Source organism: Solibacillus sp. FSL R5-0691 (genome assembly GCF_037974225.1).
Lineage (GTDB): Bacteria > Bacillota > Bacilli > Bacillales_A > Planococcaceae > Solibacillus.
Genome location: NZ_CP150231.1, coordinates 2,735,622 through 2,760,906, shown reverse-complemented (window position 1 = coordinate 2,760,906; position 25,285 = coordinate 2,735,622). Strand labels below are relative to the sequence as shown.

The following is a 25,285-nucleotide window of genomic DNA, read 5'->3' as shown; positions in this document are numbered from 1 at the left end:
AGTTCGCGGAAAAGGTTAAAATAGGCTAAATTGAAGTGGAGTAAATTTGATTTCAGAAGGGGAAGGGTACAATGAAAAGCGCAAAACCATTTTTAATGTTTCAAGGCGGCGTTGCAGAAGAAGCAATGAACTTCTACACATCCGTAATCGAGGATGCGGAAATTACGAGCATTGTCCGCTATGGAGCAAACGAAGGCGGAGACGAAGGAACAGTCATGCAAGCAACTTTTTCGATTAAAGGTCAGGAATTTATGTGCATTGACAGTAATTTGAAACATGAATTTGACTTCACCCCGTCGTTTTCTATTTTTATTACATGTGATACAGAAGAGGAAACCGACTATCTGTATGAAAAACTGCTTGAAGGCGGCCATCCGCTAATGCCAATCGGGGATTACGGTTTCAGTAAGAAATTCGGCTGGATCAATGACCGTTACGGCGTGTCATGGCAGATTAATTTAGCTTAATGAAATGAGCCGGGTGTCATGCGTTGATTGATACCCGGCTTTTCATTTTCTAATAAAGGTCTGAGTTGTTCTAATATATTTTAAAATCTTCTAATAAAAGTGAGATGTTCTAATATAAGTATCGGTTGTTCTAATAAGTCTGTCATATTTTCTAATATCGTCCACTGATTTTCAAATATCTTGCCCATATGTTCTAATAAACGCTCAAATCTTCTAATAAAATCGATACAATAATACAAAAAATTCTCTAGCAAAAAATTGTTCTAATAACCCACCCAAATGTTCTAATAACCACCGAAAATCTTCTAATAAAACCGCCCCCAACCTCAGCGACTCACCCCGCATTAAGCATCCCGCCAAACGCCCGGTTTCTCACCATCACTTTCAGCAAACCATAGCCTAAAATTGCACCCGCAAACGAACTCATCATAAAGGCCGGGACAAAACCGAACAGCGCCGCTTCCTGACCTAAAAATAATATCGCAATCGGATAAGTAGCCATTGCACCAAGCAACCCTGTCCCGACCACTTCACCCAAAGCGGCAAACGCCAGCTTCTTCGTTTTCGCAAACAACAATGCCGCGAGAAGGGCACCAATCATGCTACCAGGGTAAGCAAATAGACTGCCTGTCCCCATCAAGTTTCTTAACGTCGATGTAAGAAACGCCTGCAATACCGCATACCAAGGACCGAGAAGTACGGCCGAGACGACATTGGCAAAATGCTGTATCGGAAAAATTTTCGCGAATCCTAATGGGATATACACCATACTGCTGAGAATCGTTGTAATCGCTGCGATAATCGCGGAGTATGTAAGCTTTCTCGTTTTATTCATTTCAACCATCCATCCTTTACATTAATTTTTGCAACAAAAAAACCACTTTCAATGAAGAAAGTGGTATCGTAGCCTATAAAAAAAATAAAAATAGGGAATCGACACTACTTTCCTACGCTAGTATTACCTAGATCAGGTGCAAAGGGTACTTCTCAGCCAAAAGGCGCCCCTAGTAGTTTGACGAGCAGATTATCTGCTTCCAATATTAGGTTAATTTCACAATTATCATAACATGACCACTTCACAATGCAAGCACTTTTTTGAAACTTACTCCCTTTGACCGAGTGCAATCACTGCTCATATCCGCCGCCATAATTAGCGGGCTGGGCGTGCTGCCAAGGGTTTGGCGGACCGATGAAAGTATTAGGTCGGACAGGTGCAACTGCCTGCTGCCACAGATTTTCATTCATGCCATAAGTATGGGCCATAATATTTGCCGGTGTCAGCTTAAGCAGGTCGGAACCTAAAATCACTTCCGGTGTCGGAGCATTAAAAATGGCTAGCAGATGCGTATTATTTTGCGTAGCAACTTCATAATGCCACCAGCCTTGAGGAACGTTTGCCACTTGACCGGGGCTAATCGGAAAATGCAACAGCTGTTTCGTGAATGGATTCAAGATCGAAACAATCGCCCTTCCCGTAATACAGTAAACAAGTTCCGCCGCATTTTGATGATAGTGCGGCTCAATGACATTATTGGCACTCAAATAAATATCGAGCAGCGATATATTATCCAGCGTATTCAACTGGTTCACGCCAAGCAGGTTGATAAAATTATGCTGATCTTTAACAAACAACGCATTTTTATTAATATCGAATGTAAACTGCGGTTGCGCCGCTGTATAATCATGATTCGAATTCAATCGTTCACCTCTTTTATTATTGCTGTTAAAGTATGCAAAAAATTACCTTTTCGTGCCTATAAGGAAATAATCCAAGTGAAAATTAACAGACACAATGTAGGACCACACATAAAAATTTCTCCAAAGTGGGCAGCCATGACTCGTTCATAACTTAGCTCAGCTTTACGGAAACCGAAGAAATCCCCATGATTAATTATATAAATAAACGTACTCATCACCATGAGTGCGGACATAACAGATGCACTGATCGGCAAAGTAGTGACGTAGTACGGATTACCGCCAACATCCATATGGAGCGGAATATTCCACTGTTTACTCAAAATAAAACTCCCGATGACGAGAATAAAAAGAATAAGCGAAATATTAAACGGATGTTTCCGGTAATCGATCAGCTCCAGCATTTAACCGGATAATTCGCCATAAGCCACCTGTTCAAAGCGTCTCGATTATCAACTGTCCGTGAAGTTTCACGGTACGCAGTGAAACGGCTCATGACAAATGCGCCTGCTACAATGACTAACCCGATTGTAAAAATAACATAAGAAGCTTTCGGATAAACCGTGACATTATCATAATTAAAGATGATCCAGTTCCCGCTTATGGCGGTAATCAATATCCCGATAAACATCATATATAAAGCGAAGTTTCTCATCCATCCACCTCCAATTTATATATTCTACGACTACAGGCTGGAAATAGTTTCAATACAATGCATCTCGAAAACTTCTAATATCGTCCTGCATTGTTCTAATAAACAAAAAAATTTTCTAATAAAAGTGCGAACTTCTAATAAATCAGTGAGTAGTTCTAATAAACAGCCGCCATCTTCAAATAAAGCACTCCGATGTTCTAATACCCTGCGAACATTTTCTAATAACCATCTCAACGATTCTAATAAAAGCACAAAAGCGACCACACACTCCTACTGTGCAGTCGCTTTTTTCAAAATAAGCTGCAGTATTTCATTGGCACAAATCGCATCCGCATCAGCTGTATGATGGTTAAGGAGCGGAATGTTATACGTTTCAGCAATGACATTCAAATTATTTTTCGGGCTGTTCAAATACTTGCGCGCAAGCAGTACCGTACACGCAGCCGGATTCGTTGGACGAATGCCATTCCTGAAAAACTCGAGCGCGAGAAAGCTGTACCAGTCAAACCCGATATGGTGACTGACAATCGGCATATCACCTAAAAAATCTTTAAAGGCGCGAATGACTGGGGAGATCGTTTGCTCATCTTTCACGCGTTCATTCGTAATCCCGTGAATATGTGAATTTTTGATCGGTTTTTCCGGATTCACAAACCGATGAAAAAGGTCCACCGTCTCTCCGTTACGTATTTTCAGCGCAGCAATTTCTACGATTTTATCACCCCTGGCAGCAGAGCCTCCCGTTGTTTCAATATCGACGACAACATATTCAGGTGCATGCTCCAACAATTCCACCATCTCCGCAATCTTTAAGCGCGGGCTGTATGTTGTAATAAACTTTCTCAAATACTGCGCCGCGAGCTTCGTATTGTAATAATGACCATAGCGTGTTCGAGCAATATAACCGTGCTGTTCCAGTTCATCAATTGCTTCTGGCACATAGCTTGCGGCCAATTCTTCCCGTTTGGCAAAGCCCACAATCGAGCACGTAATCATGATGCGAATATGCAGTCGTTTGATGTCCATAAATTCACCTCTTTATTGGAACATTTGTTCTATAATTGAACCATATTTAAACGTAATAATAAATAAAAAGCTGACCACTGCGTAACAACAATCAATTATCAGTCGATATCCTTCATTACCCCAAATTGGCAGGAAGTTTTTCCAAAGAATAAACAGGGAACGGATTACCAACAATGTTACTCATATAAAAGGAGATGGATGGAATGACAAACTCGGTACCGAAGGAAGAAGGGCTAGATAACAGCCTGAGCCTTTTGAGGGAAGGTTATCTTTATATTTTAAACAGGCGTCAAAGCTTCCAGTCAGACGTATTTGAAACGAGGCTGCTAGGTAAAAAGGCGATCTGTATGGGCGGGAAAGAAGCGGCGGCAGTATTTTATGACAACAGCAAATTTAAAAGAGAAGGTGTTGCGCCAAACCGTGTTGCCGAAACATTGTTTGGGAAAAAGGGTGTGCAAACATTGGATGGCGATGCCCATAAGCACCGTAAACAAATGTTCATGTCGCTCATGTCCCGCGAACGACTTCAAATACTGAATGAAATCCATGCGAAACAATGGGAATCCGCATTGGACAAGTGGCATCAGATGGACGAAATCGAACTATACGAAGAGACTCTGGAAATTATGTGCCGTACTGCCTGTGAGTGGGCGGGTGTGCCGGTGAAAGAAGAGGAAATCAAGAAACTGGCGGACGATTTACGGGCAATGTTCGAATCGGCAACGGCTGTCGGGCCATCACATTGGGCGGGCAGACATGCGCGCAACCGAGTGGAAAAATGGATAGGCGAACTGATCGATGAAGTACGCGATGGGAAATTAAGTCCCGAAGAAGGAACAGCATTGCACGAATTTTCGTGGCATCGTGACCTTGAAGGAAATCTTCTTGATACAAAAGTAGCCGCTGTGGAAGTCATCAATATTTTACGACCGATCGTCGCGATTTCTGTTTACATCAACTTTTCGGCGCTTGCTGTTCATCATTACCCGGAAGAGCGTGAGAAACTGAAATCCGGTGACGGGAAGCTGGCGCAGATGTTTGTGCAGGAAGTGCGTCGTTTTTATCCGTTCTTCCCATTTGCCGCAGCAGAAGTGAAGGAACAGTTTACATGGAACGATTACACGTTTGAAGAAGGAACACTAACATTGTTGGACCTGTACGGCACAAATCATGACACGAAGATTTGGGAGAACCCTGACGTATTTCAGCCGAGCCGATTTGAAAACTGGGATGACAGTCCGTTCAGCTTTATCCCGCAAGGTGGTGGTGACCACTATTTAGGCCACCGCTGTGCTGGGGAATGGGTAACGATCGAAGTGATGAAAGTGAGCCTCGATTTTTTAGTGAACCGAATGACGTATGATGTGCCGGAGCAGGATTTGAGCTACAGTAAAGTAAGCATTCCAAGTCTCCCAAGCAGCAAAGTAATCATCAAAAATGTTCAGCGTCAATAAAATAACTTCGGTAAAACTTGCAGCCAATCGATACAACGGCTGCAAGTTTTTTATTTGTTTACAATGCAGAAATTTGAACTGTAACTTTTTTGTAACGCTTTCCATAGGAGTTGGCTATATAATAAACTTATTCCAGAAAACGGTTAAAGCCAGCGTTAGTTAGGGGTGCGTATGCACATGAGAAAAGGCATTGGATGGATAACGATTTGTATGATCACATTGCTTGTGGGATGCGATCTTGTAAAATCTCCAAATGAGTTGATTACTTCACCACAGCAGCAAGACGAGCAAAAAAGAAATTTGGAACAACAGCTAAAAGTACTGTTGCCTCCTTCCAGTGAACTCGTCACACCGGTGCAAAACGACAAAAATCAATCTGTTTTTATCGAGGATCTGGACGGTGATGGACGGCAAGAGGCGATTGTCTTATACAAAAATCCGCAACAGAAATCGCAAGTTCATGTCATGGTTTTACAAGAAGAAGATAATGAATGGCACGAAACGGCGAAGGTTGAACCAAATGGGCAGGCAATCGATTATTTTGGTCTCCATGACTTGGATAAAGACGGTGTAATGGAAGTAGTAGTCGGTTTAGGCGACAGTGAGTTTGAAACAAAAAAACAGATGATGATTTATATTTGGCAGGACAGGACCTTGAAAAAGACGGTCGAACGCAGTTATGAAGGGCTTGATATTTCATATTACAATACGGATGAAAGATTGGAACTTCTACTTGTGGATGGGGAAAGAAGAGCTTCGTATACCGCTGAATTATTTCACTATGAATTGGGCGATTTAGTGTCCCTATCTGCAGTTTCTTTAAACAGCTATGCATTTCATCAGCAGATAAAGAGTGGAAAACTAAATGACGGGAATCATGCATTATATATCGATAGCGCAATCGGCGTGAACGCGATGCTAACTGAAATTATTGCCTATGACGGAACAAAACTGATAAAAGTAGGTGCTGAGCATGGCGATCTCGCATTCAAAGCGCTGCCATTATACAGTACGGATTTGAATGATGACGGCATAATGGAAGTCGGTGAAACCTATTTGCCGGAAGGATGGGGAGAAGAGGATTCAACTGAAACCCCGTACATCGTGCGCTACGTTACCTATTCCATCAACGGTACTTCTAAAAAAGTAACAGAACGGGCTACCAACCTTGAACATACTTTTTATATAGATATTCCGGAAAAATGGCACGGAAAACTGACCATTAAGTCGATAGAAAACGGCATACAACTTGTATCAATTGCAAACAATGATCTGCTGTTTGAAGTGAAGTGGGCGGATAAAGAAATACCAAATTCCGCTCATACAATAGTAGAAGAAACGAAAGACATGATTTATTATACGACGATAGAAGAACACCCGGATTTTCCTGTTGAATCATTTCATTTGGAACAATACGAGTTGTAAGCGAGGGCAAATATGACAAACATCCTAGTAGTTGAAGATGAACTATCCATTCGCAGTTTTGTCTCATTAAGTTTGAGAAAGAAAGGCTACGAAGTGACGGAAGCCGAATCAGGCGAACAAGCATTACAGTTATTTCAAAATAGAAGTTTCGATGTTGTATTGCTCGATTTAATGTTGCCGGGAATCGATGGATTTACAGTCTGCCAGGAGATCAGGAAAGTAAATCAAAAAGTAGGCATCATTATGATTACGGCCAAAACACAAGAGAAGGATAAACTAGAGGGCCTTGTAATAGGGGCAGATGATTATTTATGTAAACCATTTAGTCTGCAGGAATTGGAAGTGAGAATTTTTTCGCTTCTACGGAGAATAAATGTCGCTGACGTGGCAACACCCAATCTGACCGATTTGCTGATTTCCGGACACTTTAAAATGGATGTGAAAAACAATCAATTTTACTGTTCTGATGAGGTAGTGAAGCTTACACCGACTGAGTTCTCTCTTCTGCATTTTCTAATGGCACATCCAAACGAATTGTTTACAAGGGATGAGTTATTGGATGCGGTATGGGGCGAAAACTATGTAGGCGAGTTAAAAGTAGTGGATGTCAATATAAGACGGATTCGCCAGAAAGTCGAAAAAGATCCCTCCTCCCCAATGTATTTATGTACTGAATGGGGACGCGGATACCTTTGGAAGGTTAACGAATGAAACGGAAAGTCATTCTTTATTTCATGATTATCATCATTTTGACGTTAAGTCTTGTGATGGCGGTATTTTGGGGTGCCATGACAAAGTATTATTACCAAGGAATCGCCAATACGTTTGAACAGCATGTGGAAACGATCCATCCTAGATGGGCCAATGAAATGGAGCTGACATCTGACAGAATAAAAGATTTCAGTGACTTCATTATAAAAAGCTTTGCGTTTGATGGTGCGGAACTGCAGCTTTTAAATAGAGATGGTGAACGGATTCAATCTTCTACAGGATTTTATGAAGACATTAGCTATCCGGTTGATTCGAATCTCTTTTCTTCCTTTAGCCCCTATTATGAAAAGGAAGAGTTCGAGCAGACGGAAGAGAAAATTTTAGCCACGTATATCCCGCTGATTCTGAAAGAGAAAGTAATAGGCGTACTCCGTTATTCTACATCCTTAACAGAGACCGATCTTCTCATTCAAAGCCTGTTAGGATACGGCATCTTACTTTGTCTCGGGGTTGCGGCAATTGTTTTTCTTGTAGCCCTCCAGCTTGCCCAGTCAATTGTGAAGCCATTTAATGAAATCATTCAATTTACAGAGACAATGGCGAAAGGTCACTTCGAGAAAAGAATTAAGGAAGAGTATCCGGATGAATTAGGCGAAATGTCAAAAACGCTGAATTATATGGCGGATGAGATTGTTAAAACGGATCAGCTGAAAAATGATTTCATCTCTTCAATTTCGCATGAACTTCGGACACCGCTTACTGGAATAAAAGGGTGGGCTGAAATGCTGGAGTCACCTCAAGGATTAACGGAAAAGGAAATCAACTTTGGTTTACGGATGATCAACAGTGAATCCGACCGCCTCATTAAATTGGTGGAGGATCTTTTGAATTTCTCAAGATACGAGTCAAACCGTATTGAGCTGCACCCGACAAAGTTTGCCTATGCGACACTAGTCGAAGAAGTGGCATTACAGTTGCAAAGTAAAGCGAATGAAAAAAATATCAGTATGAAGCTTAACACTGCGCCAGTTTCTATTTACGCCGATGTGGATAAAATCAGGCAAGTTTTATTGAATACTCTTGAAAATGCAATTAAATTTTCGCCTCATGACAGCGAAATTCTGATCAAACAGTACGAGTTGAACGGGAAGGCGATTTGCATTATTCGGGATAAAGGAATTGGAATAAAGGAAGAGCAGTTACAGCATATTATGAATTCTTTTTATAAAGCTGATGTGAAATCCGTTGGTGCCGGCCTTGGGTTAGCGATTTCACGCACGATCATTTTAAAACATGGCGGGACAATCGAAGTAAACAGTGCATACGGAAAAGGTACGGAAGTTTGTATTGAATTGCCGTTGAAAAGTAGCCTGGAATAGAGAGAAGGAAAACAACATGAAGAAACTTGTAGGAATGTTTACGGCCTGCTTATTGCTGGCCGGCTGCGGTACCGAAAGTGAGGAGCAAATAAAAGACAAAGTCATTGTAGCGATAGAAAATGCGGAATATGAAGAAGCGTTAACATTGATCGAGGAAAATAGCATAACCGATGAAAAGACGAAAGCTTTATCTGCACAACTTCAGGAATTTGAAGAAGTGAAGGATGCAAAGAATCAGGCCGATTGGGACCGTGTTTTGGAAAAAGCACACCCGCTGCTGGATAATCCTGAATTGGACAACAGTTTGAAAAAAGAGCTGGAAAACATGATTACAGAAGCCGAAACGGAAATTAATAATAGCATCAGAGAAAGCTTTGAGCAAAATTCCGCGAGCGGGGACGAAGAAGGGAACCCACCACCTGGAGAACCCGAAGATCCTACTACCAGCTTGAAGGAAAAGTACCTCGCTAAATTAGCGGAAGTAGAAAAAAGTGTGAAAGAATATGATGGAGCTTTCAATCAAGGGATTCAAGTCGAAATGACAGCAGCGCAAGGAGAAATATTCTCGAAGTGGGATCAGCTTTTAAATGAAATTTATTCTGATTTGAAGAAGACTTTGCCACCGACTGACATGAGTAAACTAAAAGAAGAGCAGCGTGACTGGCTCGAATATCGCGACGAAAAGGCAACAGAGGATGCTTTACAATATAAAGGCGGATCGATGGAAACTTTGCAGTACGTAAGCACTCAAGCACAGTTAACAAAAGAGCGTTGTTATGAATTGGTCGATTTATATATGAAATAGGGCTGTAAGGTGAACTCTTTACAGTCTTTTTCTCTTGGAAGTTCTAATAAAATCTATTAAGTTCTAATATCCGATAAAATCTTCTAATATAATGCGGAAGTGCTAATATAATAGCCAGATGTTCTAATAACCCGGTCAGAAGTTCAAATAAACCTCTCGAATCTTCTAATAAGCCACCGCGATTTTCTAATATCCACCACAAAACTTCTAATAAAAACCGCACACTTCAAAGCAATTCACCAATAATCCGGAGAAAGCGAAGTCTGTTCCATCCACCGCCCGAAAGTTCTAATAACCTGACCAGATCTTCAAATAAACTCCGCGAATCTTCTAATAACCCACCACCATTTTCTAATAACCACCCCAAACCTTCTAATAAAATTCCACCCTTCATTCGAATTAATTAATCATCCACCGAACATAATAAGCAGTATACAATAATCCAAATTAACATTGATTCTTCAAATAGAATGATTTAATATGATGTACAAATAAAATTTAGAATATTTAGAATAATTAACATTGGAGATGATAAAAAAATGGAAGAGTCCAAGCCTTGTAATGCATCGAGAGTTATTCGTTCAAGTCGGGTATTCCCGAATGATTTCAATAATCATAATACGTTGTTTGGCGGCAGGCTGTTGAGCGATATGGATCAAGTCGCCTCCATATCTGCCGCAAAGCACAGCAGGCGGGAATGTGTCACGGCATCGGTTGATACAGTAGAGTTTTTAACCCCAATCCGTCCTGAAGAAGCTGTTACATTTGAGTCATTTGTCGTTTGGACAGGGACGAGCTCGATGGAAGGGTTCATCAAAGTACATGCTGAAAATATGCGTACAGGGGAAAGCAAGATTGCAGCGATTTCCTATTTTACATTTATAGCGCTCGATTCAGCGGGGAAACCTACTAAAGTTCCACAAGTTTATCCGGAAACAATCGAAGAACGCTATTTATATGAAAAATCCAAACAGCGCACGAATTTCCGTAATGACAAGCGGGTTTTCAATAAAGAAACAGTGAGCTATCTCCGAAAAAATCATGAATGGATGCCATAATCCTATTCATTCAAAGGAATCTCCAAGAAAATCCTGAAATATAAACCGATACATTTTTGACTCTTTCATGTATTGCTTCAAAATAAGCGACTTCTTATTCAGTCATCCGTATTGGTTTGCTGCTTCTTTAGGATAGCCTACTTTATTATTTAATAACCCCATCAGAAGTAACAGCCATCTTTTATCTCCACGATCCCCCTCACGTCACATGAGCCATCTATTAAAAAACAAAGGGGAGAGCAGAATGAAAATTTTCGATGCACATTTTCATATTATTGATTACAACTTTCCGATAATCGAAAGTCAAGGATATATGCCGCCAAGCTTTGACACAGCAGCTTACAATAAGGAAACAAAAGATTTACCGATTCAAGGCGGGGCTATTGTTTCCGGCTCATTTCAAGGATTTGATCAGACGTACTTACAGCATTCACTGAAGCAACTCGGTCCCGAATTTTGTGGGGTTACGCAATTGCCCTATACGGTGACGGACGAAGAAATTGAAGCACTGCATAAAAGTGGAATCAGAGCATTGCGCTTTAACATTAAACGCGGAGGTTCAGAGGATTTATCGAAGCTCGATTATTTTGCAAGACGCGTGCATGAACTCGTCGGCTGGCATAGTGAGCTGTATATTGATGCGAAAGAGCTGCCTGAAATTGCTGCAACGATCGAGAAATTACCGGCAATCTCTATTGACCATTTAGGGCTGTCCGAAGAAGGGCTGCCACATTTACTGAAGCTGGTCGATAGAGGAGTTCGTGTGAAAGCGACCGGTTTTGGCCGGGGTGAATTGGATGTAAAAAAAGCGTTGAAAGAAATATACAGCATTAACCCGGATGCACTAATGTTTGGCACCGACTTGCCATCTACTCGTGCAAACAGGCCGTTTGAAGTTGCCGACATTGCACTCATCCAGCAACTTTTTGATGAACAGGCCAGCGATAAAATTTTATATTGGAATGCGCATAGCTGGTATTTTGGTCATTAAATAATTTTTCAAGCTAAATCATGAAACACATATTCTATTCATTATACAGAAATAGTAAAAATATGAATTAAAATGTTTTAATGTAGCAAAATAAGGGTATATACTACTCAATGTATTCTAATGAGGTGAACTTATGAAGGGAAAATATTTTTCCAATATTGTATTTAGTATTTCTGCAATATTTATTTTAATTTGTGTTATTTTGGGGATTGTGGCACCCGAAGCTTTTAGTAATGTTGCTACATATTTATTTGGTTTAACAACCGATTATTTCGGTTGGTTTTATTTACTGTCTGTGTTTATTATTATTGTATTCCTTTTAGTACTGGCTATTTCCAAGTATGGGAAAATTCGTTTAGGCGGGAAAGATGCTAGACCGGAGTTTAAATTCCATACGTGGATTGCATTGTTATTTGCGGCAGGTTTAGGGATAGGCCTTGTATTCTGGGGTGTAGCCGAGCCGATGAGTCACTTTTTTAATACGCCATTCAACAATGTAGAAGCGCAGACTACCGAGGCTGCACGACTTGCAATGGGCTATGCTTTTTTCCATTGGGGCATTAGTCAATGGTCCGTATTCGCAGTGATTGGACTAGTTATGGCATACATGCAATATAATAAAAAGAAGAACTTATTAATTTCTACAGCGTTAGAGCCTGTCACAGGAACAAATCGCGGAATTAAGAATACCATTGATATTTTAGCCGTAATCGCTACTGTCATGGGTGTTGCCACATCAATCGGTTTAGGGGTATTACAAACAAACGGTGGTTTGAATGCCGTATTTAATGTTCCAATTTCGATTTGGGTGCAGGTAGCAATCATTATTGTAGTATTTGTCGGTTATATGGCGTCTTCTTTAACCGGTTTACAGAAGGGGATTCGCATACTAAGTAATCTCAATATGTATCTGGCATTTATTTTATTACTATTTGTTTTTGTTACAGGCCCTACAGTATTTATATTAGAAAGTTTTGTATTGGCAATCAGTGATTATATTACGAACTTTGTACAGTACAGCTTACGTTTACAGCCATACGCTGGCGGTACATGGGTGAAGGATTGGACGATTTTCTACTGGGCATGGGCCATTGCTTGGTCGCCATTTGTAGGTTCATTTGTGGCACGTGTATCAAAAGGACGTACTATCCGTGAACTTATTGTTGGTGTATTAATCATTCCACCATTAATCTCTTGTCTCTGGATTGCAGTATTTGGCGGTTCTGCACTTTACTTTGATTTAAATAAAGGTACAACGATTGCCGAAGCGGTTGATACAGACTTAACGGTCGCATTATTTATGATGCTCGATCAGTTGCCGTTAACGACAATCGCATCGATTCTTGGGATTGCCTTGATCTTCATCTTCTTGATCACATCCTCTGACACGGCAACATTTATTATGGCAAGTATGACTTCAAACGGAACAATGGATCCTAGTAATAGGTTAAAGGTTATCTGGGGTGTATTAATTGCTGCGATAGCAGGGGTTCTGTTGTTTTCTGGAGGACTTGAAGCATTACAGACAGCATCGCTTATATCAGCACTGCCGTTTACAGTCGTCATGCTATTACTAATTGTTTCATTCATTAAAATGATCCGACATGAGGTGCCCCCCGTTACAAAACGGGATGCACGTCGCTATAAACGCATCATGGAACAAATAGAAGAATTTGACGAAAAAGACTCGAAAAAAATTAACGATAAAAAATAATTCATAAAGGACCGTGCGCAACTTACTTCTATAGGCTGCGTACGGTTTTTTTAAAATTTCTTCGGATTTCGAAAAAAATTGAATAGTTTTTTAAAATATAGTTTAAATAAAAATGGTGCGGGTAATTGTTAGGTGAACGCCAAAACACAATCGTAGGAGGAATTACAAAATGAGTGAAATGAATAACATTAACAAGAAACTTGATGAATTATCTCCAGAAAAAAAAGATCAGATTTTAGAAAGCTTTTCAACGTTCAAAAGCTATTTGAACGACCAGCTTGCTAAAGGTGAACGACTAGGTTTGAGCGATGACATGTTGGCAAAAGGCGCCAAGTTTGTAGCGGATCATTTAGCTAAAAACGAAGAACCTCGAAACAGTGAAGAAAAAGTGCTGCAGGAATTATGGAAAGTAGCAGACGAAAGCGAAAAGAAAGCATTGGCAAGTGTGTTAGTGAAAATGGTACAAGCAGATTAATTCATTGGACCTGAGTTTAATAGAATCCAATGTTACAAATAAACGCAAAAGCTGATGTTACAGCTTTTGCGTTTTCATGTTTTCTACACTTTAAATTGATTGATCTGTTCTTGGACTCCGACAGCGCCTTCGCTCAATGATTGGGCGACATCGTTAATTTCCTGCATGGTAGCAGTCTGTTCTTCAACTGCCGATAGAACAATGCCAATCTCACCTGCAGCACCGTTAGCTGCATGGGCCATCTCAGCGACAGATGCCGCAACTTCCTCAGTACTTGCAGAGATTTGTTCGGACGATGCAGAGACTTCCTGAATTTGAGCAGTCATATCTGTGATCGACCCGACAATATGATTAAATGAAACTTGCGCATTTTGTAAGTAGATAACACCTTGATCAACGTTTTGAACCGTTGCATTGACGCTTTCTTCAACTTCTCTCGTATCTTCCTGAATCGTCGATGTTAAGCCGGCAATTTGTGATGCCGAGTTTTTCGACTGCTCAGCCAGTTTGCGCACTTCGTCAGCGACAACGGCAAACCCTTTACCATGTTCTCCGGCACGGGCCGCTTCAATTGCCGCATTAAGAGCAAGCAGGTTTGTCTGGTCTGTAATATCCGTAATCACTTTCGTAATGTTTTCGATTTCGGCAGATTGTCTGCTCAGCTGCTTAATTTTTTCTTTTGTTTCATAAGAAGACTGCTGAATGACTGACATTTGCTGTTCAGCTGTGTGTAGCGTGTGACCGCCTTCTCCTGCGATTGTCTGCATATCCATTGCATGTGAGTTCAATACTTGCGCGGCTTCAGCGATTCGGCTTACACCTTGAGCTGTTTCATCCATTGCGATTGCACAATCATTTCCGATTGCTGCCGCATGACTACCGCCTTCAGCAACGGTTTCCACACGTTTTGCGATATCAGCGGAAGCAGCCGACACTTCATCGGTACTGCTCGCAAGCTGTTCAGAAGCTGCTGTTGTACTAGAAACATTCAGCGATACATTATTGATTAAGTTGGCAAGATTGGCTTTCATTGCATTAAAGGCAGTCGCAAGCTCCTTAATCTCATCTTTTGATTTGACCTGAACATCTTCCTCGCGTAAATCACCGTTCGCAATCACATTTGCCGCATGTGTTAATCTGCGTAACGGGCGGGTAATGCTGGCTGTAATTAAAACACCTAAGCATGACGCAAGTAAAATACCAATAACGGAAACTGTAATCATCATCGTTTTACTAATACCTGCACTTGCTGTAGTTTCATCACTTGTCGTATTCATTTGTTCCTTTTGAAAATCAACCATATTGTTGATAGTTTGCAGGATATTGCGGTTTGTTGGTACAGCAAACTCAAATAGCATATTAGTGGCTTTTTCGATCTCATCGCTATCCACATAGTCAATAATTTGAGATACATAATCATTATATAAAACTTGATTTTCTTTTAGAGTAGCGATTTGTTCCTGCATTTCAGCGGTTTTGAATAATCCTTCGATGGCGCTGACTGTATTTGAAATCGTCTCTCTTTGAGTAGTAAGGCTTTCTATATCAGCTGGGTCCTGGCGTAAAACATAAGAGCGGACATACAGCCCTTGTAATGATGTTGCATTTTGAATTGCCGAAAGTTCCGTTACTTTATATACTCGATCTTCTATTACGAACGAATAATCCTCATCAATTTCAGTCATTTTCATGACAGAAAAAGCTGAGAGAAAAATAAGAATCAAAACAACGATACCAAAGCTCCCGAACAATTTCTTTCCAATTTTCATAATTTAATTTTCCTCCGAATGTCATAGTTGATATATATTTATAACTTCGGTTTAAAATTAAAGTGCTTTAGACTAATTTATTGTGGGGTTTGGTAGTTATTTAGACTAGAAAAGAAGTTTTGGAATTAAGTAATATTTATTACGGGTTTAAGTACAATATTTTGTCATATAACAGTTTTCTGTATGGGGGCGAATGTTGAGCGCTGGATTTTCTAATATATTGCCGGGATGTTCTAATATAGCAAAAAATCTTCTAATATAAGTCGGATCTTCTAATATAAGTGCCGGATGTTCTAATAAGTACCCGGGATGTGCTAATAAAGTCAGTGAATGTTCTAATATCGAACCGCGATTTTCTAATATCGGGTGCAACTCTTCTAATAAAAGACGAAACAGCATCCCGCAATCTGCTAGAAAAGCAAAACCCTCCTATCTTAGCAGCGAATTTAAAGAAAACTTCTAATAAACTTGACCGATGTTCTAATAACGAACCGCGATCTTCTAATATCAGCGGTCATTCTTCTAATAAAACCCGCACCCGCATTCCGCAACCTGCTAGAAAAGCAAAACCCTCCTATCTAAGCAGCGCATTTAATGAAAAGTTCTAATAACGAATCCCGATCTTCTAATATCGTCAACCATTCTTCTAATAAAACCCGCACCCGCATCCCGCAACCTGCTAGAAAAGCAAAGCACTCCTATCTCAGCAGTGCATTTAAAGAGTAGTTCTAATAAAATTGACCGATGTTCTAATATCAAACCGCGATTTTCTAATATCGTCAGCCATTTTTCTAATAAAACTCCCAACCCAGCCCAGCCCAACCGAACCCTGCCGCACCCAATAAAAAAACCGAAACCCTATTAAAGGATTTCGGTTGGAACATAATATTAAGTTCTAAACTTCGCCACAATACCTTGCAGCTCTTCGGCAAGGTGGGCAAGGGAACCAGCTGCGGTATTCACTTCGGACATCGATGCAAGCTGCTCTTCAGAAGCGGATGCGACCGACACAGCATTGTCAGCCGTAGTTTCAGAAACCGTCGCCATCTGAAGCGATTGCTCTGACACCGACTCCATTTTCGCATGGATGCTGTCTGAAACAGCAGTGATCTCGTTCACCTGATTTTGTACTTGCCCGATAATCGCAAGAATCTCAGCGAACGTTGCCTTCGTATCGTGTGAAATTGTAATACCGGCATTGACGCGGTCTTTCACTTGCTGGATTGACGAAACAGTCGTCGTCGTATCGTTTTCAATTTCAGCCGCAATGCGTGAAATGTCGGATACGGACTGCTTCGTCTGTTCGGAAAGCTTTTTCACTTCATCCGCAACAACGGCAAAGCCTTTACCCGCTTCACCCGCACGCGCTGCTTCAATTGCAGCATTCAGTGCAAGCAGATTCGTCTGGTCGGAAATATCTTGTACAAGCTTTAATATTTTGACGATCTCTGTTGTACGGTTAGCAAGATGAGTTAAAGACTGCGCTGTTTCTTCAACTGTTGATTGAATGAGGTTCATCTGGGATACGGTGTTTTCAACATATACCGAACCTTTTTCAATTTTTTCGTTTGTTGAATTGGACAGTGCTGTCGCCTGATTTGCCTGGTTCGCGATTTCTTCAGCTTCTTCCAATACTTTTTGTGCAAAGGCGGCAGAGGAGCTCGACATTTCCTTTTGCTTATCCGCTGCGTCCGATACATTTTGAATAGAAGTGGAAATCAGCTCTGTACCAAGCATTGTTTCATCGGCACTGGCCATCAGCTCCTCGGCAGATGCAGCAACCTGATCGGAACTGTCCGATACATGCGTGATGATTTCCTTTAAGTTAACGGTCATTTGGCGGAATGAAGTTTGCAGTTCACCAACTTCATCGTCAGACGCTTTATCTTCAAACTGAACATTTAAATTCCCGGCAGCAATTTCTTTCGCACCAGTTGTTAATCGACCGATGCGGCCAACAATTCTGTTTGTGAAGTACAGGGCAGACACGACACTTACGAGAATAAGTGCGATCGCTGAAATAATCGAAATCCATGTAATCGCGTTGATTTTATTTCCAAGCTCTTGCTGCATTGCCGAATAGTTTGCACTCACATCGCGTTTCAGCTCGATTACATCATTGACGATTCCTCGTGTTCGCTGGGATTGACGCTTAATTTCCGCAACATTTGATTCCTGCAGGGAAGCGGCACTCGCTTCGGCAATTTTTGCGAATTTTTCTTCAAACTGTGCACTGACTTGACGTTGGCGTTCTGTTGAAAAACTGCCTTTCAAACTGTTATAAACTTCTTCAGTTCGAGCTAAATCCATCTCAATATTATATTTATTATTCTCGGATACATTGATCGAATAGACGCTCAATGATTTTTGCAGGCTTTGAACCGAGCTGTTTAATTCCTCAACGGCAACTAAGGAATCCACGACTTCTTCCGTCGATGCGTTCAGGCTCATAAGTTGGCTAATATTATAGCCGATAATACAGACAGCCAACAGCAGCGGTAACAATGCGAGTATTAATATTTTCTGTTTTAGTTTCACTATTGTACGATCCTTTCTTCTACTTAATCGTCACTTGACCGTCCGCAAGCTCCTGTTGTAACTGTTCAATTTGCTTTTGTTCCTGCGCAGTTAAATTTACGACACGGATTGGTGCAAGACTTACACCATTTTCTTTAATGCCAAGCACTTTATCTTTTTCCGAAAGTGTCCCGCTTTCTGCAATTTCTTTTATTGCCTCATACACAGCAGTATCAACCTGTTTTAGCATCGAAGAAACAATCGTATCTTCAGCAAGGAAAAACTGATCGCTGTCCACACCGAATGCATGGACACCGGCTTCCTGTGCCGCCAAAATAGAGCCGACCCCTGTAAAGCCGGCAGCGGGATAAATATAATCCGCACCTTGCTCAATCATATCGCGTGCAATCGATGCACCTAGCTGATCATTCCCGAAATCACCTGCGAATTCGGATAACACTTCTATGTCAGGATTTATTTGTTTGGCACCCGCTATAAACCCGGTTTTAAAACGCTCGATTACTTCATTTTCAACACCACCGATAAATCCGACCGTATTGCTGTCTGTCTTCATCGCAGCGAGTGCACCAAGCAAATAGGAACCTTCATCTTCTTTGAAAGTGATATTATGAACATTCGGCAGTTCAGACACTGCGTCGATTAATATAAATTGCTGGTCCGGATGTGCAGCAGCCACTGTTTCCATATCTTCCTGGACTGTAAACCCGATGCCAATGATCAAATCCTGTCCTTCCGCAGCGAGTTCTTCCAAACCTTGCTTATATGTACCGGTAAATTCAAGTTCACGGTAATCAAACGTAATATCTAGTTCGTCGCGTGCTTTCTCAAGGCCTTCAAAAGCAAGATCTGAAAACGACTGATCACCAAGACCTGCATCTGACAGCATGACACCGATTTTCACCCGTTCCTTTACATCTTCCTCTGACTTCTGAGAACAGGCAGAGAGCACGACTACAACGAGAAGACTCATTAAAAACAACCATCTTCTATTCATTCCATCAATCCTTTACTGTAAATACATGATGTAGAAGTTCGACTTCCAACATGTTCAATTTTAACGTATACATATCATTTAATAAATGAAAGAATTAAATTTTGCAGATAATTAATAATTATTAGGTATTTCTCTCTGAAGCTGGATTTTATTAGAAAATTTCCGTGGGATATTAGAAGAGGTGTATGTAATATTAGATAATCGGACAAGTATATTAGTACAAAGTGCCCCCATATTAGTACATCAGTCAAATATATTAGAAAACCGTAGCTTTTTTGGAAGAAATAAAAATATATTAGAACTTCTCCGGATATATAAGAACTCAAAACGCCGAAAATTCAGAAACTTAAGTTGACACATTATGGAAGCATTCGGTATAGTGTAGTAATTAAAAAGGGGGAGCGCGTTATGAAAGGGATTATATATTCTCAGCAGTTTGCACAATTACATCATCATATGAAGTAGTCTTGCTATCTTTATTAATTTTTTAATAATGAATAGGAAGACTTTTTCTCATTGAATCGTATAATAAAGCCGTTTTGGAGCTTTATCATTATACGATTTTTTTATTTCTCAAAAAATAGGAGGATTCATATGAAAAAGATGGACTATCAAAACGTAAGAGGAACACAGGATTATTTGCCAGCGCAGGAAACGATCAGACGCACTATTCGGCGTACTTTGGAAGATACGTTTATATTGTATGGGTGCAAGCCTTTGGAGACACCAATCTTAAACTATACAAAGCTAATGGCTTCCAAATATGCAGGAGGTGCTGAAATTTTAAAGGAAATGTACACATTAACAGATCGAGGGGAACGTGATTTAGCACTCCGATATGATTTAACGATCCCTTTTGCAAAAGTAATGGCGATGAATCCGCAATTATCCATGCCATTTAAGCGCTACGAAATCGGGAAAGTGTTTCGGGATGGGCCGATTAAAGCAGGAAGGTTTAGAGAGTTTACGCAATGCGATGTGGATGTTGTCGGCATCGAATCCCAGTCTGCAGAAGCCGAACTGATGATGATGACAATCGATGCTTTTAACAAGCTGAACATTGATATGGTCATTCAATACAATAACCGCAAGCTGTTGGCAGGATTACTGCAATTTTATGAAGTGCCTCTATCAAAGATAAACAGCGTTATTATCATACTCGATAAAATGGAGAAAATCGATTCAATCACTTTATTGAAAGAACTGGAGGAACAGGACCTTATACCTGCCACAATTGAACGGATCAAACAGTTTTTAAACGCCAAACCGACACTCGCATATTTTGAACAGTACCGAATGGAAAACGAGTTTATTCAGCAAGGTTATGAAGAATTGACCGAGCTTCTGGATTACTTACAAGCGTTAAATATTAGTGAACGCTGTGTGTTTAATCCGTTTTTAGCACGCGGGCTGGAAATCTATACAGGAACGATTTATGAGCTGTTTCTAAAAGACGGTGCCATTAAATCCAGTATTGGAGGCGGCGGTCGGTACGATAATGCCATTGGGGGATTGATCGGTTCAGAGGAAAAAATTTCAACTGTCGGCATCTCATTTGGTTTGGATGTTATCTATACAGCATTGGAGCAAAAAGAAAATAATGCCGCCCAAGCGTTGGTGGATATATTGATTATTCCATTAAATACAGAAAAGGAAGCACTCCGTTTAGCATGGCAATTACGCCAGCAAGGAAGTCGTGTAGAAGTTGAATTAAGCGGAAAGAAATTACGAAAAACAATGGACAAAGCAAATCGTGAAAATATCCGGAACGTCATTATTTTAGGGGAAAATGAAATTCAGAGCGGACGTTATGAATTGAAAGATATGCAAACAGGTGAAGTTCAGCCTTTTGAAATTCTGTAATTAGGAAGGGAAGAGACATGATGAATATTCGTAAAGCAAAAATAAGTGATGCTACGGGGATAGCCAAAGTCCACGTCGATAGTTGGCGAACTACCTATAAAGACATTATTCCTCAGAGCTTTCTGGACGGGCTAAGCTATGAAGAGCGCACAAAACTTTGGGGAAACCATATTTCAGATAAAACGTATACGATCTATGTTGCAGAAAATGAGGGAGAAATTATTGGTTTTGTCACAGGGGGCAAACGTGAAACTAATAAAGAACCAGGAGCAAGTGATTTAACATCCATTTATTTACTTGAAGAATGGCAAGGCAAAGGTGTCGGAAAAAAACTATTGAATCAAATGATGATCGCCTTTTTACAACAAGGCGATCAAAAGGTCTATGTCGAAGTATTGGCAGACAATAAGACAAGACAGTTTTATCAATATTATGGGGCTGAGTACGTCAAAACAGTTCAAATAAAGATAGCAGGCAAGACATTGGACGAAGAGATTTATGTTTGGAACAATGTAGAACAAGTAATTCAAAGCTCCAAATAAATATTGGAATATTTTGTATTATTTCAAATAATATTATTGAATAATTGTATAATTATGTTATTATTTTACAGTGTGGTGTAGCTAATAACCTATCAATTCTTAAATCGTTAGGATAATAGAAATAAAAAATTAGGAACTAAAACATGCTACATTCCTTAGTAGTCATGTTATACTAAATGTTGTCAGACATTTCAGTAAAAGAGGAGGCCCCGGTATGGAATTTAATCGAAGGACAAAACAGAATGTATTATTGCTTTGGTTAGCTACTGGGCTACCCCTTATGTACGGATTATATTTTCTGTTTCCTAGTCAGCCGATCAACTGGGAAATCTTCTTATATTTATCTATATTCGCACTCATAACAACAGCGATCCCATTCCAAATCGGCAATACGACGATTATTCTTTCGCAATGGGTAACATTGGCGGCCTTTTTGCTGTATGGTGTAGGGGCAGAAATGCTGATCGTTCAGTTAAGTATTTTGCCGATTATTTACCAGATGAGAAATCATAAAGATGCGTTTTACCGCATTATTTTTACTTCATGGATGTTTGCCTATACTTCATTTTTCGCCGCGGGCATTGTGCATTTAGCAGGTTTTGAAGTGGGGAATTCGAATTTAACGCATTTACTTTTATACGGAACCGTATTTGTCATCCTGCATTTATTTATCAATCATACGATTCTCTACGTACGTGACCGTTTTACAGGAGAAAATGAAAAGTTTTTCAGTGAGCATATTTTATGGGATTATGGCAGTGCGACCATTACGATTCCATTTGCTGTTACATTAGTTATTCTGATAAATAGTATAGGATCACCGGCAATCTTCCTGCTCGGCATTCCGTTTTTTGCAATCACGTTTATTGCAAAAATGTACAATATTTCGGAACGGGTCAACCATTCGCTCAGCAAAGCAAGCGAGTTTGGGCATGAGCTGGCAGACCGATTAAGCGCACAGCAAATTATTGAACTGTTTATGCACCGGGTAAGTCAGCTGTTTGCACATGATGCAATGTATCTTGTCGACCATATTCAGGGAAAATACGTGATATTGCGTGCACGAGTAGATGGAAAGGATATCGAGATTCAGGCTGATTCTGATTCAATCCGCGATTCTTTTATTCATATTTGTTTCCAGACGGAAGACAAGAAAGTGTTCTCCAGTGCAAAAGAATGGGAAAAAGATGCACCTGATTTTATTCCTCTTGATATGAACAGTGTCATGATTGTTCCTATACACCGGAACCAGAAAACAGAAGGAACACTCGTCTTAACAGCGCGTAAAAAGAATGCATTTGAAAAGTATCAGATGGATATCGTTCACTTACTTTCGACGTATTTTGCCGTGTCACTGGAAAAAGCGAAATATTTCAGCGCAGCAGTAGAGAAAAGTGAGACATGTGCATTAACAGGTCTATATAATTATCATTATTTAGATAAAAGGCTAGTGATGGAGCAGGAGCGGATTAAAGCGAACCCCCATCTGCAGTTTTCATTGTTAATGATGGATATCGATTATTTCAAACGAATTAATGACACGTATGGCCATCATGCGGGTAATATTATCCTTCAAAATTTTGCTAAGCTGCTGGAAAACTTTGTTCCGGAAGAAGCGGTTTTGGCAAGGTATGGGGGAGAAGAGTTTGTCATGCTCCTACCGCATATGACGAAGGAAGAAGCAGTCCAGTTAGGTGAAGAGATTCGTCAATGTGTAGAAGTAACCCCATTTTTAATTGAATCCGATTTAGCCGAAGAGGGTCAAAGAGAGCTGGTTTTCGTTACAGTAAGTATCGGTGTTTCGAATGTACCGGACGATACGGATGAAACGAAAGGGCTTTTACGCAATGCCGACCGTGCCCTTTATATCGGAGCCAAACAGGCCGGACGCAATAAAGTAGCAGAGTATTCACGTTAAAAGAACTCCGTAGTTAACGCTATGGAGTTCTTTTATTATTTTCATACCGGGTAACAAATCATACTAATTTCATATGAATTAATGTATGATGGAAGTACAATGTTTAAAGTTGAAAAATTCTGTGTAAAAGCTTGCAACATATCGGAGGAATGACAGATGGCAAAAATCTACGTAATCCATGAAAATGATGATTGGACGCGTCACTTAGTAAATCGTTTAGAAGAATTAAACTTACCATATGAAACTTGGCATTTAGACGAGGGAATCGTCAATTTAACTGAAGCTCCACCAGAAGGCGTATTCTACAACCGAATGAGTGCCTCATCACATACGCGTGATCACCGTTACGCACCTGAACTGACAGGAGCAGTACTGGACTGGCTTGAATTCCACGGAAGAAAAGTATTGAACGGCAGCAATGCATTACGCTTGGAGTTAAGTAAAGTAAAACAGTATACGGCACTGGAAAAGCACGGAATTAAAACACCGAAAACAATTGCTGCTGTTGGAAAACAGCAAATTGTTGAAGCAGCAAAAGCACTGAATATCGTACCGTTTATTACAAAGCATAATCGTGCAGGAAAAGGATTAGGCGTTCAACTGTTCTATTCAATCGCCGCACTTGAAGAGCATTTGGCCAAACCGGACTATGAAGAGCCTGTTGATGGAATTGTGCTAATTCAGGAATATATCGAATCACCTGAATCGTACATTACACGTGTTGAATTTATCGGCGGCGAGTATTTCTACTCAGTTCAAGTCGATACATCAGAAGGATTTGAGCTTTGTCCTGCAGACGTATGCCAAATTGGCGATTTGTTCTGTCCGGTAGGGGAAGAGCCGAAAGAACAGCGTGCAAAATTTGAAATCGTCAAAAACAACGAAACAAAGCTGCTTGAAAACTATGCAAATTTCCTGAAAGACAGTGGAATTGATGTAGCGGGCATTGAATTTATCCGCAATGCAAAAGGCGAAGTATTTACGTATGATGTCAACACAAATACGAACTACAACCCGGACGCAGAGGCAAAAGAAGAGAAGTATGCAATGCTGCAGCTTGCGAAGTTTTTAGGACAGGAACTGGAAAAAGTAACAGCTCAAAAAGTGAACTAATATAAGAAGTCCAATGAAGGTGGAGCGCAATACTGCACTTTCTTCATTGGACTCTTTTATTTATGTTTCTTATGCTGCTTCATTCGTTTTACTAAGAAACCGCCTTTAAACGATTTCGGTTCATAAGAAATAATAAACGCTGATGGCTCATGATGCTGGACAAGCATAAATAATTCTTTTTCACGATTCCGTTTCGTTAAAATTTCATATTTATAACGCTGGCTGTCACGGCCTTCCCCAACGAATGTCGTTACCGCAAATCCTTCATTTCTCATAACCTGAATCAGCTCTTCATTACGGATTTGCGTATTGATCGTAACGTAAATATAGCCAATCGCAAGCTTTTGCTCGATGCGCGTTCCGATAATAATCCCTAGACCAAACCCGACCGCATAAACGATCATTGCAAGTAAACCTTGGTCACCGCTGAAAACAAGAGACAGACCAAACACATAGATGAGCATTTCAACAATCCCGATCATGGATGCGAGCGTTGTAATATTTTTAACTAAAAAGATTGTACGCAGTGTAAATAAAGGGACATAAAGTAGTTGTAATAATAGTATAAGCAAAATTTCTTTCATCAAATCGAATCCTTTTCTTTAAATGATCATCTCATCATAATATGTGCACTCTTACAAATGCAATAGATAAGATTATATAGAGAAGTATAATCCCGAATATTATTCAACT

At 40.3% G+C, this 25,285-nt stretch carries 23 protein-coding genes and 1 riboswitch; of the genes, 14 read left to right on the top strand and 9 right to left on the bottom strand.

The features are described 5' to 3' along the window. The first annotated feature begins 71 nt into the window (after positions 1-71). Positions 72-467: a VOC family protein gene (locus tag MKY51_RS13900; protein ID WP_339173073.1), complete on the top strand. Its 396-nt coding sequence runs from the start codon at positions 72-74 to the stop codon at positions 465-467. Positions 468-801: 334 nt separating this feature from the next. Here MKY51_RS13900 and thiW read toward each other — a convergent pair whose 3' ends face one another. From thiW to MKY51_RS13875, 5 genes are all read right to left on the bottom strand, one after another. Next, the gene (gene thiW, locus MKY51_RS13895) at positions 802-1,302 is read right to left on the bottom strand and encodes an energy coupling factor transporter S component ThiW (protein ID WP_339173071.1); all 501 of its coding nucleotides are present in this window, start codon (positions 1,300-1,302) and stop codon (positions 802-804) included. Between the two features lie 92 nt (positions 1,303-1,394). Continuing rightward, a riboswitch (TPP riboswitch) is annotated at positions 1,395-1,483 on the bottom strand. A 109-nt stretch (positions 1,484-1,592) separates the two neighbouring features. Then, on the bottom strand, positions 1,593-2,165 hold the full coding sequence (locus tag MKY51_RS13890) for a cupin domain-containing protein (RefSeq protein WP_339173068.1): 573 nt from the start codon (positions 2,163-2,165) through the stop codon (positions 1,593-1,595). Positions 2,166-2,221: 56 nt separating this feature from the next. Further along, positions 2,222-2,485: a hypothetical protein gene (locus MKY51_RS13885; RefSeq protein ID WP_339173065.1), complete on the bottom strand. Its 264-nt coding sequence runs from the start codon at positions 2,483-2,485 to the stop codon at positions 2,222-2,224. 68 nt (positions 2,486-2,553) lie between these two features. Beyond that, positions 2,554-2,817 (bottom strand): hypothetical protein, encoded by a 264-nt coding sequence (locus MKY51_RS13880; RefSeq protein WP_339173063.1) that lies wholly within the window; start codon positions 2,815-2,817, stop codon positions 2,554-2,556. Between the two features lie 270 nt (positions 2,818-3,087). Then, positions 3,088-3,843, bottom strand: a complete 756-nt coding sequence (locus tag MKY51_RS13875) for a 3'-5' exonuclease (RefSeq protein WP_339173060.1) — start codon at positions 3,841-3,843, stop codon at positions 3,088-3,090. Positions 3,844-4,046: 203 nt separating this feature from the next. Between MKY51_RS13875 and MKY51_RS13870 the strand changes: the two genes are divergently transcribed. From MKY51_RS13870 to MKY51_RS13830, 9 genes are all read left to right on the top strand, one after another. Further along, complete coding sequence (locus tag MKY51_RS13870) at positions 4,047-5,297, top strand: cytochrome P450 (RefSeq protein WP_339173057.1); 1,251 nt, start codon at positions 4,047-4,049, stop codon at positions 5,295-5,297. 177 nt (positions 5,298-5,474) lie between these two features. Then, complete coding sequence (locus MKY51_RS13865) at positions 5,475-6,722, top strand: VCBS repeat-containing protein (RefSeq protein WP_339173054.1); 1,248 nt, start codon at positions 5,475-5,477, stop codon at positions 6,720-6,722. Positions 6,723-6,734: 12 nt separating this feature from the next. Further along, entirely contained in the window at positions 6,735-7,433 is a 699-nt protein-coding gene (locus MKY51_RS13860) for a response regulator transcription factor (protein WP_339173051.1), read from the top strand. After that, positions 7,430-8,812 carry a HAMP domain-containing sensor histidine kinase gene (locus MKY51_RS13855; RefSeq protein WP_339173049.1) on the top strand — a complete coding sequence of 461 codons (1,383 nt, stop codon included), beginning with the start codon at positions 7,430-7,432 and terminating at the stop codon, positions 8,810-8,812. The genes MKY51_RS13860 and MKY51_RS13855 overlap by 4 nt, the downstream gene beginning before the upstream one ends. 16 nt (positions 8,813-8,828) lie before the next feature. Continuing rightward, complete coding sequence (locus tag MKY51_RS13850) at positions 8,829-9,617, top strand: lysozyme inhibitor LprI family protein (RefSeq protein WP_339173048.1); 789 nt, start codon at positions 8,829-8,831, stop codon at positions 9,615-9,617. A 539-nt stretch (positions 9,618-10,156) separates the two neighbouring features. Beyond that, positions 10,157-10,675: an acyl-CoA thioesterase gene (locus MKY51_RS13845; protein ID WP_339173046.1), complete on the top strand. Its 519-nt coding sequence runs from the start codon at positions 10,157-10,159 to the stop codon at positions 10,673-10,675. 244 nt (positions 10,676-10,919) lie between these two features. Next, positions 10,920-11,666: an amidohydrolase family protein gene (locus tag MKY51_RS13840; RefSeq protein ID WP_339173043.1), complete on the top strand. Its 747-nt coding sequence runs from the start codon at positions 10,920-10,922 to the stop codon at positions 11,664-11,666. Positions 11,667-11,799: 133 nt separating this feature from the next. Next, on the top strand, positions 11,800-13,380 hold the full coding sequence (locus MKY51_RS13835; protein ID WP_339173040.1) for a BCCT family transporter: 1,581 nt from the start codon (positions 11,800-11,802) through the stop codon (positions 13,378-13,380). A gap of 169 nt (positions 13,381-13,549) precedes the next feature. Then, positions 13,550-13,855, top strand: coding sequence for a DUF3243 domain-containing protein (locus MKY51_RS13830; RefSeq protein WP_079524255.1), 306 nt, complete (start codon positions 13,550-13,552; stop codon positions 13,853-13,855). A gap of 83 nt (positions 13,856-13,938) precedes the next feature. Here the strand turns inward: MKY51_RS13830 and MKY51_RS13825 are convergent, their stop codons facing one another. From MKY51_RS13825 to MKY51_RS13815, 3 genes are all read right to left on the bottom strand, one after another. Further along, complete coding sequence (locus MKY51_RS13825; RefSeq protein WP_339173037.1) at positions 13,939-15,624, bottom strand: methyl-accepting chemotaxis protein; 1,686 nt, start codon at positions 15,622-15,624, stop codon at positions 13,939-13,941. An 888-nt stretch (positions 15,625-16,512) separates the two neighbouring features. After that, positions 16,513-18,162 (bottom strand): methyl-accepting chemotaxis protein, encoded by a 1,650-nt coding sequence (locus MKY51_RS13820; RefSeq protein ID WP_339173034.1) that lies wholly within the window; start codon positions 18,160-18,162, stop codon positions 16,513-16,515. A 19-nt stretch (positions 18,163-18,181) separates the two neighbouring features. Continuing rightward, a complete protein-coding gene (locus MKY51_RS13815; protein WP_339173031.1) occupies positions 18,182-19,156 on the bottom strand; it encodes a BMP family ABC transporter substrate-binding protein in 975 nt (324 codons plus the stop codon). Positions 19,157-19,750: 594 nt separating this feature from the next. Here MKY51_RS13815 and MKY51_RS13810 point away from each other — a divergent pair. The 4 genes from MKY51_RS13810 to MKY51_RS13795 all read left to right on the top strand — a co-directional run bounded on the left by MKY51_RS13810 (position 19,751) and on the right by MKY51_RS13795 (position 24,592). Further along, positions 19,751-21,019 carry a histidine--tRNA ligase gene (locus tag MKY51_RS13810; RefSeq protein WP_339173028.1) on the top strand — a complete coding sequence of 423 codons (1,269 nt, stop codon included), beginning with the start codon at positions 19,751-19,753 and terminating at the stop codon, positions 21,017-21,019. A gap of 20 nt (positions 21,020-21,039) precedes the next feature. After that, on the top strand, positions 21,040-21,561 hold the full coding sequence (locus tag MKY51_RS13805) for a GNAT family N-acetyltransferase (RefSeq protein WP_339173025.1): 522 nt from the start codon (positions 21,040-21,042) through the stop codon (positions 21,559-21,561). A 214-nt stretch (positions 21,562-21,775) separates the two neighbouring features. Then, the gene (locus MKY51_RS13800; protein WP_339173022.1) at positions 21,776-23,479 is read left to right on the top strand and encodes a sensor domain-containing diguanylate cyclase; all 1,704 of its coding nucleotides are present in this window, start codon (positions 21,776-21,778) and stop codon (positions 23,477-23,479) included. A 156-nt stretch (positions 23,480-23,635) separates the two neighbouring features. After that, positions 23,636-24,592: an alpha-L-glutamate ligase gene (locus MKY51_RS13795; RefSeq protein WP_339173018.1), complete on the top strand. Its 957-nt coding sequence runs from the start codon at positions 23,636-23,638 to the stop codon at positions 24,590-24,592. A gap of 56 nt (positions 24,593-24,648) precedes the next feature. Here MKY51_RS13795 and MKY51_RS13790 read toward each other — a convergent pair whose 3' ends face one another. Further along, the gene (locus MKY51_RS13790; protein ID WP_339173016.1) at positions 24,649-25,176 is read right to left on the bottom strand and encodes a DUF2179 domain-containing protein; all 528 of its coding nucleotides are present in this window, start codon (positions 25,174-25,176) and stop codon (positions 24,649-24,651) included. Between the last annotated feature and the right edge of the window lie 109 nt (positions 25,177-25,285).